At 40.6% G+C, this 13851-nt stretch carries 15 protein-coding genes; 1 reads left to right on the top strand and 14 read right to left on the bottom strand.

Annotated elements, in window-relative coordinates:
• From H5232_RS02285 to H5232_RS02225, 13 genes are all read right to left on the bottom strand, one after another.
• On the bottom strand, positions 1–437 hold a 437-nt coding region (locus H5232_RS02285; RefSeq protein WP_182830516.1), incomplete at its 3' end, for a prepilin-type N-terminal cleavage/methylation domain-containing protein.
• Positions 424–915 (bottom strand): type II secretion system protein, encoded by a 492-nt coding sequence (locus H5232_RS02280; protein WP_182717719.1) that lies wholly within the window; start codon positions 913–915, stop codon positions 424–426. The genes H5232_RS02285 and H5232_RS02280, both read right to left, overlap by 14 nt.
• 10 nt (positions 916–925) lie before the next feature.
• Positions 926–1459 (bottom strand): prepilin-type N-terminal cleavage/methylation domain-containing protein, encoded by a 534-nt coding sequence (locus tag H5232_RS02275; RefSeq protein ID WP_182740308.1) that lies wholly within the window; start codon positions 1457–1459, stop codon positions 926–928.
• Positions 1460–1481: 22 nt separating this feature from the next.
• Positions 1482–2075 carry an agglutinin biogenesis protein MshB gene (locus H5232_RS02270; RefSeq protein ID WP_182740307.1) on the bottom strand — a complete coding sequence of 198 codons (594 nt, stop codon included), beginning with the start codon at positions 2073–2075 and terminating at the stop codon, positions 1482–1484.
• Positions 2076–2077: 2 nt separating this feature from the next.
• Positions 2078–3301, bottom strand: a complete 1224-nt coding sequence (locus tag H5232_RS02265; protein ID WP_182717749.1) for a type II secretion system F family protein — start codon at positions 3299–3301, stop codon at positions 2078–2080.
• Complete coding sequence (locus H5232_RS02260) at positions 3288–5015, bottom strand: GspE/PulE family protein (RefSeq protein ID WP_182794233.1); 1728 nt, start codon at positions 5013–5015, stop codon at positions 3288–3290. Before H5232_RS02260 ends, H5232_RS02265 begins: the two co-directional genes overlap by 14 nt.
• Positions 5012–6079 carry a lipopolysaccharide assembly protein LapB gene (locus H5232_RS02255; RefSeq protein WP_182717715.1) on the bottom strand — a complete coding sequence of 356 codons (1068 nt, stop codon included), beginning with the start codon at positions 6077–6079 and terminating at the stop codon, positions 5012–5014. Before H5232_RS02255 ends, H5232_RS02260 begins: the two co-directional genes overlap by 4 nt.
• The gene (locus H5232_RS02250) at positions 6076–6978 is read right to left on the bottom strand and encodes an ExeA family protein (protein WP_182717714.1); all 903 of its coding nucleotides are present in this window, start codon (positions 6976–6978) and stop codon (positions 6076–6078) included. The genes H5232_RS02255 and H5232_RS02250 overlap by 4 nt, the downstream gene beginning before the upstream one ends.
• A 2-nt stretch (positions 6979–6980) precedes the next feature.
• On the bottom strand, positions 6981–8648 hold the full coding sequence (gene mshL, locus H5232_RS02245; RefSeq protein ID WP_182717713.1) for a pilus (MSHA type) biogenesis protein MshL: 1668 nt from the start codon (positions 8646–8648) through the stop codon (positions 6981–6983).
• Complete coding sequence (locus H5232_RS02240) at positions 8632–8952, bottom strand: agglutinin biogenesis protein MshK (protein WP_182717712.1); 321 nt, start codon at positions 8950–8952, stop codon at positions 8632–8634. The genes mshL and H5232_RS02240 overlap by 17 nt, the downstream gene beginning before the upstream one ends.
• A complete protein-coding gene (gene gspM, locus H5232_RS02235; protein ID WP_182717711.1) occupies positions 8930–9610 on the bottom strand; it encodes a type II secretion system protein GspM in 681 nt (226 codons plus the stop codon). Before gspM ends, H5232_RS02240 begins: the two co-directional genes overlap by 23 nt.
• Positions 9600–10205, bottom strand: coding sequence for a PilN domain-containing protein (locus H5232_RS02230; protein ID WP_182717710.1), 606 nt, complete (start codon positions 10203–10205; stop codon positions 9600–9602). The genes gspM and H5232_RS02230 overlap by 11 nt, the downstream gene beginning before the upstream one ends.
• Entirely contained in the window at positions 10195–11136 is a 942-nt protein-coding gene (locus tag H5232_RS02225; RefSeq protein WP_182740304.1) for an MSHA biogenesis protein MshI, read from the bottom strand. Before H5232_RS02225 ends, H5232_RS02230 begins: the two co-directional genes overlap by 11 nt.
• Before the next feature lie 87 nt (positions 11137–11223).
• Here H5232_RS02225 and H5232_RS02220 point away from each other — a divergent pair, with 87 nt between their 5' ends.
• Entirely contained in the window at positions 11224–12135 is a 912-nt protein-coding gene (locus H5232_RS02220; protein ID WP_182760714.1) for a 1-aminocyclopropane-1-carboxylate deaminase/D-cysteine desulfhydrase, read from the top strand.
• A 25-nt stretch (positions 12136–12160) separates the two neighbouring features.
• Here H5232_RS02220 and H5232_RS02215 read toward each other — a convergent pair whose 3' ends face one another.
• Complete coding sequence (locus tag H5232_RS02215; protein WP_182760713.1) at positions 12161–13816, bottom strand: EAL domain-containing protein; 1656 nt, start codon at positions 13814–13816, stop codon at positions 12161–12163.
• Positions 13817–13851: the final 35 nt, after the last annotated feature.

The following is a 13851-nucleotide window of genomic DNA, read 5'->3' as shown; positions in this document are numbered from 1 at the left end:
GCGCTATTAAAGTCACTGTCATATACCACGGTAACAACCACATTAAAGCCTTGGTATTGGGTAAGCACTTGACCCAAACTATTTGTTATAGGCTGATTACTCAGTGCAATATAATCGTCAACATCATCATAAGTGGTGCGTGTTTCTATGGTATCAGCACCTAAATCAGCTGAACTCGTGCAATCTGCGGCGGCTAACGAACTTTCTGAGCAACGCCTAAATGGCGGAGCACGCTCGCTGTGCTCATCAAATGATTTGGCCAAAATTTCGTTCATTAATGATTGCCCTAGCTCATTTGCCCGCAGCTGTATGATAGGGTCAGCGCTTTGTCGTGCTTGAGGTGCAATTAACCCCGTAATAATCGTCAGTGCAATGGCAAAAATGACAATGCTGATAATCAATTCAATTAAGGTAAACCCATAATTATGGGCACGCATATATAAGCCCTTCACCACTGATACATACTCCGGCAAGAGATATATCTATGCGACAAGTGCCATTACAGCTTTGATCGCTTCGACCTAAAGGATCAAAATTGATCTGCGTAAATTGCGAACCTTGATCGTCCAATGCAGTAAAAACAAAATCACTGCGCTGCGTTTTAATAGCTACTACTGAATCTTCCGGGTTATTTACATCAGCACCACCTGTGCAGGTATCCGGTGTCGGTCCTGCAATTAAGGTCGCGGTTATGTACAATTTATGACAACTCGTAAGCCCAGTATCTTGCATTGCTCGTAACTGAGCTGTTCTTAGCACTGCTAATACCCGATCGCGATATGCATAAGCGTCTTCCGTTGAACTCCCTAGAAACTTGGGCCCTGCCGTTACCGACAGGATACCCAAAATAACTAAGGTGATAATCAATTCAACCAAAGTAAAGCCACGCAATCGTTGCTTACACGTATATTTCATTGTTAATGAATTAACACTCATCCAATACGATATTAACTACTGGTGGATTATCTTTACTCGTTGCTGGTGTGTACTCAACACGGCAATTATCGGTTACAACATAACTATTAGGGAAGATAGTAACTATTGTGGTTTCACTATCACCATCGACCAGATTGAAATCAGCACCATTTACATTTGAAGCAACAGCAGTCACATCTGCAAAATCAATATCTAAGAATTTCTCAAATGCTTCAATGGTACCAACAGGGTAGCCATAATGAAGTGCTACGCCTTCCACTTCTGGGGTTACATTGGCGTCGTCATATGCATAATTTTGCACACTGGCAATTATCGCCTTACCATTGACTATATTCATCCCACTGCGAATAGAGCCTTGAACGCCCTCAAGTGTTGATGCATTGGCATCTCCTTGAAGATTCAAAAAGCGAGGGGCGGCAACAACAGCCAAAATACCTAAAATGACGATCACGATTATCAGTTCTACCAAAGTAAAACCAGCTTGTTTATTAACTACGTTACTTTTCATTGATTGCGTTTTCATAAGTAAGCCTCTTTGTTATTACTTAAGATTTAAAAATTTGTACTTTGCCTGTTACAGGAAAGTACGAAAATCCACTGGTGCCAACATATGGTTCACCATCTATTGGAATATTTTTCGCATCTAAAGAATGAGTTAAATAGTAAATGCATTGCAGTTTATCTGCGTTATACCTCACTAAAAACTTTGCATCTTTAACTACTGACGCGTCACTACTTAGGGTATTGCTTGGCGCACCTTGTAAAATCACATTCAGCACCTGTTGGCATTTGTAACTACTCATCACTAATGCCTGCGTGTTCTCTTGCTCTGTTTCATCACTTGTTGGCGTGCCTAATCGGCCATCAACACCAACAACTACACCTCCATAATTTATATGCGTAACAAACTGCGAAACCCCATTTCCAGATGGTCTCGCGTCCAGCTCCCATTGCCCCCTAATTAAACCAACAGCACTGGCAAAACCACCAGCAACGGCATCAATATTTGAACGATGGGCTCGCTCCTTAATATCTAAAAACTGCGGTACAGCAACACTCATTACAATCGCCAATAAAATAACCACAAGCACAAGCTCCAAAAGAGAAAAACCTGCTATATGGCCTGGTTTACTGGGCATTGTTAACCCCCTTTAATTGCAGACATCATGTTCCACATCGGCATAAAAATACCGAGCGCGAGAATTAGCACCATAACGGCAACTATCACTGTCAAAATAGGCTCTATCTTGGCGGTTAAACTACGTAAGTCGTAATCGACTTCTCGCTCGTAATAATCAGCGGCTTCTTGCAAAAGCTCATCAACTCGCCCTGTTTCTTCACCAACAGCCACCATTTGTAGCACTAACTGGGAAAAAAGCTCGCTACTCCTTGAGGCCCTTAACAGGCTGTCACCTTTTTCTATATCTTGACGAATATTTAAAATTGCACGTTCCATATAGGTGTTATCTACCGCTTTTGCCGTTAAAGACAATCCTGTAGTCATAGGTACACCAGAGCGCAATACCATGGCTAAACTTTGGCTATACCGTGCAAGTAATGAACGATGAATAATATTTCCAACAATGGGGATCTTTAATTTGTAGTGATCCCAGTTATATAACCCCTGCTCGGTTGCCAAATAGCGCCGCCAAGCGATCACACTGCCAATAAGAATGAGTAATAAAAGCCACCAGTAATTAACGAAGAAGTAACTTGTTGCCACCAAAATTTGGGTCATTAATGGTAGTTCTGCATCAAATTTCGCGAACATGGTGGCAAACACCGGGATCACAAATATATTTAAAATCACCATTGCAACTAATAATGCAGCAATAACAAAAGTGGGATAGCGCATTGCGGCCTTTATGCGTTTGCGCGTTTCTTGTTCTTTCTCAAAATAACTAGCGAGTTGGTGAAAAGCATCTTCTAACCGCCCTGAGCCTTCGCCAACCAATACCATTGCGATAGTTAATCTGCTAAAAACTTTATTGTGCATGGTCATGGCACTGGAAAGATCCCGACCTTGCTCTAGTTGTTTGATTATGTCTGTTAAAACCAGCTTAAACTCTTTATTTTGTGTGGTATCAGCTAACCCCACCATGGCACGAATAATCGGGATGCCAGCTTTGAGCAACGAGTACATTTGCCGCGAAAACATAATCATGTCTGCCAGGCCTATTTTTTCTTTGAATAGTTGCGCAAGCGGAAGGTTAATGTCGCTTTCTTTATCGATTTGGGTAATCGAGATCGGCGTAAATTGGCGTTTTAACAAGCTGTCGGCAACACCTGCCTGGCTGGCAGCTTCAAGTTGCCCCTTAATTAAAATGCCTTTTTGGTCTTTAGCTTGATAGTTATAAAGGTGCATCATCACCTCCTATCAATTCAGGGATATATTCAGCGACTTTAAATACTTCATCTAAAGTGGTTATCCCCTGCTTGGCATACCCTAACGCCATGGTAGATAACGGCGCAAAGTAAGGGTTGTTCTTGGCAGCCCGAGCAAAGCCTTGAGTGTCATTTTGACGAAGACACTCCATCATAGCTTCATCCATTTCGAGTAACTCAAAAATACCGACTCTCCCTTTGTAACCTAAGTGGTTACACGCAGTACAGCCTTTGCCATGAAAAAATGCGGTATTGTCTACATCAACATTTAGGTACTTTAACCAACTCGCTTCTTGCACATCAGGGTAGTATCGTTGTTTGCAGTTATCACAGACTCGCCTAACTAAGCGCTGGGCAATGATGGCTCTTAGTGAGCTGGCAACTAAATAGGCTGGTGCTCCCATATCAATTAGCCGCATAGCACTGGTTATAGCGTCATTAGTATGCAAAGTTGAAAGCACTAAGTGCCCTGTTAACGCGCCCCGCAGGCCTATATCAACCGTTTCTTTATCACGCATTTCCCCCACCATTAAGATGTCGGGGTCTTGCCGTAATGCTGTTCTTAATATGCTGGCAAAACTAAGCCCTATTTTATTTTTAATTTGCACTTGGTTTATCCGGCCAATACGATACTCCACCGGATCTTCTACAGTTATTATTTTATTTTCTGGCTGATTTAGCTCACTTAACGCCCCATATAAAGTGGTTGTTTTACCTGAACCTGTAGGCCCTGTTACCAAAATCATGCCATGAGGACGCTTTAAGATTGAGCGAAACCGCTTTAGCAACGCTGCTGGCATACCCGTTTCATCTAATGATAATAGCCCTGCAGATTGATCTAATAGCCGCATTACAACCGACTCACCATATTGCACCGGCATAGTAGACAAACGCACATCAATGCTATGTGTATGCACTTTAATATTAAAACGGCCATCTTGCGGTAAGCGTTTTTCTGATATATCTAAACCAGACATTAACTTAAGCCGCAGCACTAATGCTGAGGCTATTTTAACTTGATTGAGTACATGCTCCTGCAACACTCCGTCGACGCGTTGACGAATCCGTAACATACCTTCATCTGGTTCAATATGGATGTCTGATGCTCTGACTTGTACAGCATCTTCAAAAATCGATTGTAATAGCTTCACTACGGTAGCATCAGAGGATTCATCACCTAACGAATTTAAATCAAACTCTTCTACATCTTCGTACTCTTCATGTAACTGCTCGGCAAAGCTGGTAATTTCTTCTGTCCGCCGGTAAACGTTATCAAAAGCAGTCATGATCTGACTTTCTTGCACTACCGCTAAATCAATTCGCTTTGGCGCTAAAATTGGTGCGAGTTGATCAAGCCCTCTTAAATCGGCCGGATCACTCATCCCCACAAGTACTGAGTCACCATTATCTTCTATAACGAGCGCTCTATAGCGGCGCGCCATTACTTCAGAAAGCAACTTGGATACTTCAGGTGAGATTTTGCGTTGCGAAATATCTAAAAAGGGAACTTTTAATTGCTGAGCTAAAAACCTTAGTAATTGTGGCTCACTAATAAACTCAAGAGCAATTAACGTTGCACCTAGCTTACGCCCGGTTGCAGCCTGCACGTTTAACGCTTCACTCAATTGCGCTTCAGTGATCATGTTTTCTTCAACTAATAAATCACCTAACCTTAGACGTAGACTGGGTCTCATGACACACCTCCTAAGGTCTGCAAACGTTGCTTTGCATGTTTTAACACTGCAGGGTTTAAGTTACCCACTTCGATTGCAGCTAGGTAATAACGTTTCGCCGAGAGGTAATCACCTTGTGCATCTTTAGAAGTCGCCATAGCTAACCACCATTTACCTTGCTGAGGCTGTAACTGTGTTAATTGCTCAAAGCAAACCAATGCACGAGTATGATCACCTAACTGCTGCGCAGCAGTGCCTTTAAGCGCCCAATATTGCGCATCACCTTGGCTATCAAAATCATCGCTTAATAATTGTTGTACCACTGAATATTGCTTGCGCGTAATATAAATTTTACTAAGCTGCACTCGCCACTCGAGTACTTGCGAGTCAAACGCAATGCCATGTTCTAAAATACTTTGCGCGGATAAAATATCTTGCTGCTGAAAATAAGTTGCTGCGAGTAAACTTCTTGCAGCTATATTCCCTTTATCTCGATTAAGAATTTGGCTTAAATCATCTATGCCTTCCTGATATAAACCAAATTCGAGGGCTTGCTTAGCTTGGCGCAGTAGCTCAGCTATTTGCTGTTGCTCTGTTCGTTGCTGAGTCACTTTTTTAACCTGAAAACTACTTTGTTTATTGGCACTAGGCACTGTATTTGGCTCAACCGTGATAGCTGCAACCATGGGTTTTTCAGCTACAAACGGCTCTTTGGTGTCCGTTTTTACCGCTGCGACTTCTTCAATAATGGGTTCTACTTTAGCAACTGGTTTAATTACATCAGAGTTACTCACCACAGGAGCATTAATTAACACTGGCGTGTTATTTTGCTCAGCCTCTTTTGAGCTTTGAGCTTTGGTAACTAGATCCATTCGTTCTGGTAATTGAGCAGCATCATCACTTGCTGTAGGTAAATAAATATAGCTCAATACAACCACTAACAAGGCAATGGCGATTATTAGTAGCTTTTTAATAACACCATGCGAATCATAAACAGGGTCTACTACAACTGTACCTTGCTCATTTAACGAAGTTGTTGGCTGTCGCTGCTCAATATTTTTAAGCATAGAATTAATGACACTCATAGCCATTGCCTCCACGCCCAAATTATCATAATGGCAATAGCCGATAGACTCACCACTGCAATATTCCAACCATTGATGTAATTATTCACGGTGCAATCTTCGGTGTCTTTTACCGCAAGCTTTATGTGCCGGCTACTTACTGCGGTGAGCCCTTCACCGTAAGCTTGCAGCAAGGTTTTATGACATAAGATATTTACTAACCGAGGAATACCACGACTTGCTTGCGCTATTTTTAAGCCTAATTGCTTGGTAAATAGCGGTGCACCTTTAAAACCTGCGACCTGTAATCGATGATTAATATAGTAAATTACTTCGCCGCTAGTCATTGGTCTTAGCTGGTAAGAAAAGCTAATACGCTGGCGTAATTGGCGAACCCGTGTATGCGCTAGTTTTTCGTCTAATTCGGGCTGCCCAAACAGCACCACTTGAATCAGTTTTTCGCTTTCAGTTTCAATATTGGTAAATAGTCGTAACGCTTCAAGAGCATCCCAGCTTAGGCTTTGCGCCTCATCTATCAGTAAAACAACTTTTTTGCCTTCTTTTTGTAACGCTAATAAATGATGATTGATCAACTGACTTAGTGCTTGCTGATCTAATTGTTTATCAACGTCCATACCTAGCTCTACAGCGAGTGCCCAGCGTAGCTCATCTGGGCTTAAATATGAGTTAGGTAGATAAGCAACGGTGTAATCATGCTCAATTTGATTAAGTAATTTACGGCACAATAAAGTTTTACCCGTGCCGACCTCTCCTGCTACCTTAATAAACCCCTCTCCCATTTCAAGTGCAGTAATAAGCACCTGCATTGCTTCATTATGCGGTGCAAGCGCACAGAAAAACTCGGTGTTAGGGGTTAAGGTGAAAGGCATTTCACTTAAATTAAAAAAGCTCAAATACATAGCTAGTTCTCATACCAAGTATTAAGTAGTTGGCGGCTGCGTGTTTGCTGTTTTTTCCACGTATCTGGCATTACAACTGTTGGCTTTAGCAATATAACGAGCTCTTTCTTTTCTTGGCGTTTACTAATACTTTTAAATAAATTACCAAATAAGGGGATATCACCTAATACCGGTGTTTTAGACTCTTCATCGGTGGTTATCGTTTGCATTAAGCCACCAATCACAACAATTTCACCGCTTTGCGCACGAATTACCGTGTCTGATTCCCTAATGTTGCTTTGTGCTAACGGTAAAATAAACTCATCATTATTAAGGGTAATGACCTTTTGTTGCTCTTCAGTTTGAGTGACGGAGGGGTGAACATGTAAGATCACTGAGCCGTATTTGTCTATTTGTGGGGTTACATCGAGGGCAATCCCTGAAAAGAAAGGAGTTAGGTCAATTTCTGGGGTTGTTGTGGTGGCATTCCCTGTTACAGTGGTACTTGAAACATTCGTAACAAAATACTCATCTTGACCTACTTTAATGACCGCTTTTTGGTTATTAGTCGCAGTCACTCGGGGGTTTGAAAGCATCTGTACATCGCCCTGAGTTTCTAATAAGCTAATCACCCCAGTAAAGTCTGCGTTATTAATAACTAAGTTTGATACACCACCTAGAGCGGCCGTAATACTATTACTAATTTGCCCTGCTGCAGTGGTCGCGAACGACAGACTTGTACTGCCAATTGAACCCGCAATTTCGTTCCAATTAACACCTTGCTGGTATTCATCTTTAAGCGTGACTTCGACTATTTTGGCTTCTAAAATCACTTGTCGCTGTAAGTTTTCTTGGGTTTGCCGCAAAAAGTCCTTTAGCTGCATTATTTCACTCGGTAATGCATTAACCGTTACTAAGCTGGCTTGTGGGCTGGCGATAACATAGCGCCCATCACCGGTGCCAATCAAGGATTTTAAAGCCAGCTCTAGATCTTTCCAAAAGTCATTACTGTTAGTGGTTTGAATACGCGAACCGTTAAGTTCAATATTTTGATTATTACCAAACTCACTATCTTGTTGATTATTATTGTTATAGTTATTCGAACTATTGCTTTGATTAGAATTATTATTATCAGCCATTTGGCTCACACCACCAGCAACAACACTTACCGTAGACTGACCACTACGTTTCATCATTAAATAGTTAACAGGTATTGTTTCAGTGCGCATTTTTGCAGGTAGCACCTGTACAACTCGTCCTTCGTGAACAATATCAAGCGGGTACATACGTTTAATTACATTTATTACCTCATCAAAGGTAACATTTTTTAATGTGAGACTAATGGTGCCAGCTACCTCTGGGTGTATAGCAACGCTATATGGCGTATCGTCAGTTAAACCAGCAAAGAAAGCGCGCACTTCTACTTCATTTGCAGCCACTTCAAAACGCTTAACTGCCAACTCTGTATTAAGGCTTTGCTCGCTATCAAATGACGATAATAAGCTTTGCGTAACTTCATCGGGCACTGTCAACGGAGCTACTGTAGTTTGCTGCTCAGGCTGAGCTGTGAGCTCTTGCTCAATATGGGGCTTTATTTCTTTACCTGGAGCAAAACTATGGCAACCACCAAGGTAGATAGGTAACAGCAATAAAATAGTCAGCTGACTAGGTAATTTAATTTTTAATTTCATAATCATATAAATCTAATTTTATTTGCTTATTGTCATTCGCTAACACAACTTGCTTAGAGCTTATGGTTAGCACTTTATAGTCATTTATTTGATCGCCTACGGTATAAATCTGTCCTGAAATAATCGCTTTATAGCGGCCTGACCTTTTAATTATTGATTGCAGCTTGAGGCTACTTTGCTGATTTTTAACTACGCTAGTAGCGAGCAAATTTTGTGGCTTAGTTGGATCGGCCAACTGCTGCGCAACCACGTCTGCTGAGCAAACAAATAACCCAAGCACACTAAAGAGCAATAAATTTTTCATTCGCGCTCACCGTTGCTATATGTATGATTAATTGCGCCCGAGGGTAATCCTCTACTTGATAGTCAAAACGCTGGATTAAGAGTTTTTCTTTACTTTGTTTTAGCGATGCTAAATATTGTTGCAAGTTAAAATACTGTCCCTGTAATGTGAGCACCATTTGATGTTCAAAAAACAGTGTTTTAGCTTCGTTTGCACCAACCTTAGTAACATCGACAGCTTTAGGCTCTAACACTTTAAAACTAACAACCTTAACCTCGGTACTTTCTTTTAATAGCTGCTGCAACATATTAGGAACCCGTTCAGCGCTGACAAAGCCTTTGCTAAATTGGCTCAATTTTTCATCAGCAATAGTCAATTCACTCTTTGCCCGTTCTATTTGAGAACGTAATTCTTTTGTGTAATCATTACTTAGAGCTTGCTCTAACATCGCTAATTGTGTTCTATTTTGAGTTATTTTTTGTTGTGCTTGAGTGTTAGCTTGGTGCTGTTTATTTGCTTGAATTTGCGTCGGCTCGACAATAAATAGATAGCCTAAATATAAAATAATAAATAACCCAGCAAATAAAATAGCCAATTTTTCTCTTATTTGCAGTGCAGCAAAACGCGCTTGATACTTCACCCAAATAGGCCAACTACGAGAGGATTTTTCAGTTTTCATGGCTGTCCTCCTTAGCTGCAACCTCTGTAGCTACATTAAATTCACTTAAGCCGTTTTTATCTTCAAACTCTAAAACCGAAAACTCTTTACCTGCAAAGTATCTTGATTGTTTTAAACTACTCAACCAAATAGGTAACTGAGCCGATTGACTTGCTTGCCCTTTTAAAGTCACTGTTTGCTCAGAAAACGTTACTTGGGTTAACCAAATACTTGCCACATGGTAACGCGCTAAATCAAGCATCACTTGGCTATAGTCCATACTCGATAAAGTTTGTGCAGCCTCCAAGTAACCAAACACTTGTTGTTTGTGGGCAATTTCTTGTTCCATCTTTTTTAACTGCTTAACAAACTGATCTTTATTTTGTTTCTCATCTAATTTAGCTTTCACAGCTTGTAACTGGGTGCTCATTTCATTTAATGTTAATTCAGTTTGTTGCGCCTCTATTTGGTTAAAGTGAACTGATAACGCAAACCCACCCCAACTTATGGCAATAACAAATAACGCTATGCCCCACAGAGCTAATAAACTTTGCAATGGCATTAAGTCACGACGAGGACGTAGTGATTTTTGGTAAAAATTAATTCTATTCTTCATTGCGCGGCTCTTTACTTTCAGCCATAGATATAGCTGCAGCTAGGGCATAGAAGTACTGACTATCTAAACCCTCTGATAAGGCAAGGTTAGGTTGAAAATCAACAACCTTAACTTGTAATAGCTCTGCAAGCTCAGCTCTGAGTGTTAAAGAAGATAAATCGTCGCATTGCAGCTGAATACTGCGTATAGGGGGCTGCTTAAGCTGACTTTCAAAAAAATCCATCGACCGTTGTACCTCTAAACCTAAAGCGTCAATGAACGCACTATTTTGATCTTTTTCTGTAATGCCTACAAAGCCATTTAGCCGCCTTGCCAATACAAGCTTACCGTCACAAATAATCAATATTCTCGGCTCATGTTCAACATGCTGCACCACCAACATATGCGCATCTTTATCTTTACCAAATAAAGTGAGTAATACCATTTCTTCTGACGTCATTGAGCGTAAAATTGCGTTGGTATCTGCAAAGCTATTAATGAACGGCTGAATCTGTGTTTTATCAGTAATAAACACATTCATTTTATTCGCTTGCATTGGTAATGAGATGGGATAATCAATAAAGTCTGCGATGATATTCTCTGGCGCAACGTTGACAAGGTCTTTCGTAGTCCATGGTAACGACTGCACAATTTCGTCATCTGTCAGGTTAGGTTTTTCCATTTGCACAATTTGATAATAGTGGTGAGGTATCACTAAATTAATCGCACAACGCAGCTTACTAACTTCATTTGTACAAGTTACAATTGCTTTTGTATAATCCCGAGGTTCTGTCACTACAACACTGTGGGTTTTATCGATTTGCCAGTGCCCCTGCAAGCGTTTTAAGCTTACAGCATTCACTGTTTTTGCATATGTAGCTATCCCTATTACACAATTCGAATCTAACCCTTGTTGCAACCAAGGAAATAATGAAAAAATCTTCTTTTTCATATAGCTACTTATGTTGGCTATTGATTTTTTAAGTATCGTATATTTTTACTAGCCCGCAAGTTTTCACATAAGAAAAAAGGAACTTGAATGCATAACTCTTTCACTATTGATGAAAATAGCCCGATACAACAAATAGATAGTACCAAGTTAAAAAAAAGAAATATTTCATTATGCATTAAACGTGATGATCTGCTACACCCGCTCATTAGCGGTAATAAATGGCGAAAACTCAAGTACAACTTAATTGAGATGCAAGCACAAAATAAACAGGAGTTAGTAACGTTTGGTGGCGCTTTTTCAAATCATATCCATGCCTGTGCTGCCGCAGGAAAGCATTTTAACTTAACAACCCATGGCATTATTCGCGGCCCTGAACTTGATCAGCAAAACCCGACCTTACAATTCGCCAAACAATGCGGTATGCAACTGCACCCAGTTACCCGCTTAGAGTATCGTGAGCGACACAATGCTGATTATTTAGCGCAATTACAAACTCGCTTTCCTAATGCCTACCTATTGCCAGAAGGCGGTACAAACACAGCCGCTCTACTTGGTTGTAAAAAGCTTGCGCAGTCATTACCCGTCGCCGACTATGTTATCTGTCCAACGGGGAGCGGAGGCACACTGGCAGGGTTAATTGAAGGCTGCGATAACAGCACACAGGTTTTAGGAGTCGCGGTATTAAAGCAAGCTGAGTATTTAATCGATGAAATAAAATCGCTCAGCCCGGTAGCAGCACAACAGCAAAACTGGCAATTACTCACCCAGTTTCATGGCGGTGGCTATGGCAAGTTTAGCCCTGAACTTTGGCAATTTTGCCTGCAGATGCAAAGCCAACATCAACTCCCGCTCGAGCCGATTTACTCAGGAAAAATGATGCACGCTTTATGGCAGTTAATCGCTCAGGATTATTTTCCTAAAGGCAGTAACATCATTGCCATTCATACCGGTGGCCTGCAAGGATTAAACGGGCTGCGTTATCGTGGCTTAATAACTTGAGTTCATGCACTTAATGAGCTAAAAATCAATTTACCGTGACATTAGTAAACTCTTGCAAAGGTTCGGTAAAGTAAAACCCTTGTGCGCCAAGCACGCCCTGCTTTTTAAGCATATTGAGTTCTTGCTGGGTTTCCACGCCAACACCGTATACGGGTAAGTTCACTCGCTCTGCACTGGCTACAATTTGGCGCACCACTTTTTGCTGCGTTACATTTTTATCAATGTCGTGGATTAAATCATAGCTAAGCTTGAGTCCTTTGATCCCTTTGTAAGGCGCTAATAAAGCGATTTTATCGTGCGATGAAACATTATCAATTGATACTGAGCTTCCCACTGATTTAATTGTACTAAAAGCAAAATTCAATCGCTGTTGATGTTGATAAAAATCCACCTCCGATATCTCAAACTGTAGTTTATCAGCGCCTTTTACATTTTTCATTCTCTGTCCAAACCAGCGCCAATAATCATCAGAAAACCAATTAAATGCGTGTAAGTTAATACTCACGGTTAACGCACTTGTTTCACTTTCTAATAACTTAACAACTTGATCCAATACTGTTTTATCCAATAAAACAATCGCTGAATCATTTTTTAGTTGAGGAATAAATTGCTTAGCAGAAAGCATCCCTAAAGACTTATGACGAACCCGGATCAAAGCTTCATGCTGTAAAATATCACCACTGGCGAACTCAAATAACGGCTGAAAAAACAACATAAATTTCTTTTTGCCAATGTAATCAGCTAAGTTCTCATCGCTATTTGCCAGCACCGTTGAACGCGTATGGTTAAACGGTACCCGATGAGTATGCTGCCATGGGCTTTGTTTTGCTAATGCGAGTGCTGATTTAGTTAGCTGATAAACCACAGTTTGATCGGCACCATCGCGGTAATTACATACGCCTATTTTAATTTCTTTGCGAGATAAATCACCGCGATAAAGCAAAGAAGCCTGATAAATAATTTGATGCAAGCGCTTAGTGTAAGCATCGATATCAGGTTGAGGTATATTCTCCAAGGTAATTGCCAGCCCACCTGAAGATAACAACTTAACTGATACCCGAGATAACTCTTTAAAGCCTTTGCTCACAATAAGTTTAAAGTGGCTTTCTAAATCAACGTTATCTGGAAATGGCTGTGTCCAATAAAGTAAAGCAAAAAGGTGGTTATGATTATTTTGGATACCGTACATTGCGGTAATTGCAACATCGTCAGCGGAACTTAATTTTCGCTTGGCTGTCAGTACTTTTGTACTATTAATAGCAATATCATTTAGTGCTAATTTAACCACATCTTTAGGCGCTTGTTGGCTGCTTGATACTTTACCACCAGTTAATAATGCAATTGAATCTACACCATCGCGCTGTTTAAATAGCAGTCGCCACCAGCGATAACTCCAAATAGCAGCGCCAATCATCACTAGGTTTAATAAAATAAATAGTGGGCTTTCAACAACCCAAAAAGGCAAATGATAAAGCTTTAAACTAACCGTTTTATATTTAAAGATATCACTCTTTTGGGCCATAAAAGCAGAATAATGAAACGAATCACTGCCTGATTCAAGCATAAAACCATGACTTTCAGCAAGTGCGGCAATGATCTCTTTATCTGCAATTGGTTGCAATTTTAAGTTGTAGATCTGTTTAGCTAATTGGCTCCCAGTGATGTGTACTTTTTGATGCAATATCTCCCCTAAAAAAAGATTAAATACTGTTAGTA

The organism is Pseudoalteromonas sp. SG41-5 (assembly GCF_014164495.1).
GTDB lineage: Bacteria > Pseudomonadota > Gammaproteobacteria > Enterobacterales > Alteromonadaceae > Pseudoalteromonas > Pseudoalteromonas rhizosphaerae.
Note: the sequence above shows the minus strand (reverse complement) of the source record. Positions and strands in the feature narration are given on the sequence as shown.

Coding starts and splice junctions, on each gene's coding strand:
- H5232_RS02240 (WP_182717712.1), bottom strand. CDS start 8,952: ATGAAAAATTTATTGCTCTTTAGTGTGCTTGGGTTATTTGTTTGCTCA.
- H5232_RS02225 (WP_182740304.1), bottom strand. CDS start 11,136: ATGAAAAAGAAGATTTTTTCATTATTTCCTTGGTTGCAACAAGGGTTA.
- H5232_RS02275 (WP_182740308.1), bottom strand. CDS start 1,459: ATGAAAACGCAATCAATGAAAAGTAACGTAGTTAATAAACAAGCTGGT.
- mshL (WP_182717713.1), bottom strand. CDS start 8,648: ATGAAATTAAAAATTAAATTACCTAGTCAGCTGACTATTTTATTGCTG.
- H5232_RS02250 (WP_182717714.1), bottom strand. CDS start 6,978: ATGTATTTGAGCTTTTTTAATTTAAGTGAAATGCCTTTCACCTTAACC.
- H5232_RS02230 (WP_182717710.1), bottom strand. CDS start 10,205: ATGAAGAATAGAATTAATTTTTACCAAAAATCACTACGTCCTCGTCGT.
- gspM (WP_182717711.1), bottom strand. CDS start 9,610: ATGAAAACTGAAAAATCCTCTCGTAGTTGGCCTATTTGGGTGAAGTAT.
- H5232_RS02265 (WP_182717749.1), bottom strand. CDS start 3,301: ATGCACCTTTATAACTATCAAGCTAAAGACCAAAAAGGCATTTTAATT.
- H5232_RS02280 (WP_182717719.1), bottom strand. CDS start 915: ATGAAATATACGTGTAAGCAACGATTGCGTGGCTTTACTTTGGTTGAA.
- H5232_RS02270 (WP_182740307.1), bottom strand. CDS start 2,075: ATGCCCAGTAAACCAGGCCATATAGCAGGTTTTTCTCTTTTGGAGCTT.
- H5232_RS02260 (WP_182794233.1), bottom strand. CDS start 5,015: ATGAGACCCAGTCTACGTCTAAGGTTAGGTGATTTATTAGTTGAAGAA.
- H5232_RS02255 (WP_182717715.1), bottom strand. CDS start 6,079: ATGAGTGTCATTAATTCTATGCTTAAAAATATTGAGCAGCGACAGCCA.
- H5232_RS02220 (WP_182760714.1), top strand. CDS start 11,224: ATGCATAACTCTTTCACTATTGATGAAAATAGCCCGATACAACAAATA.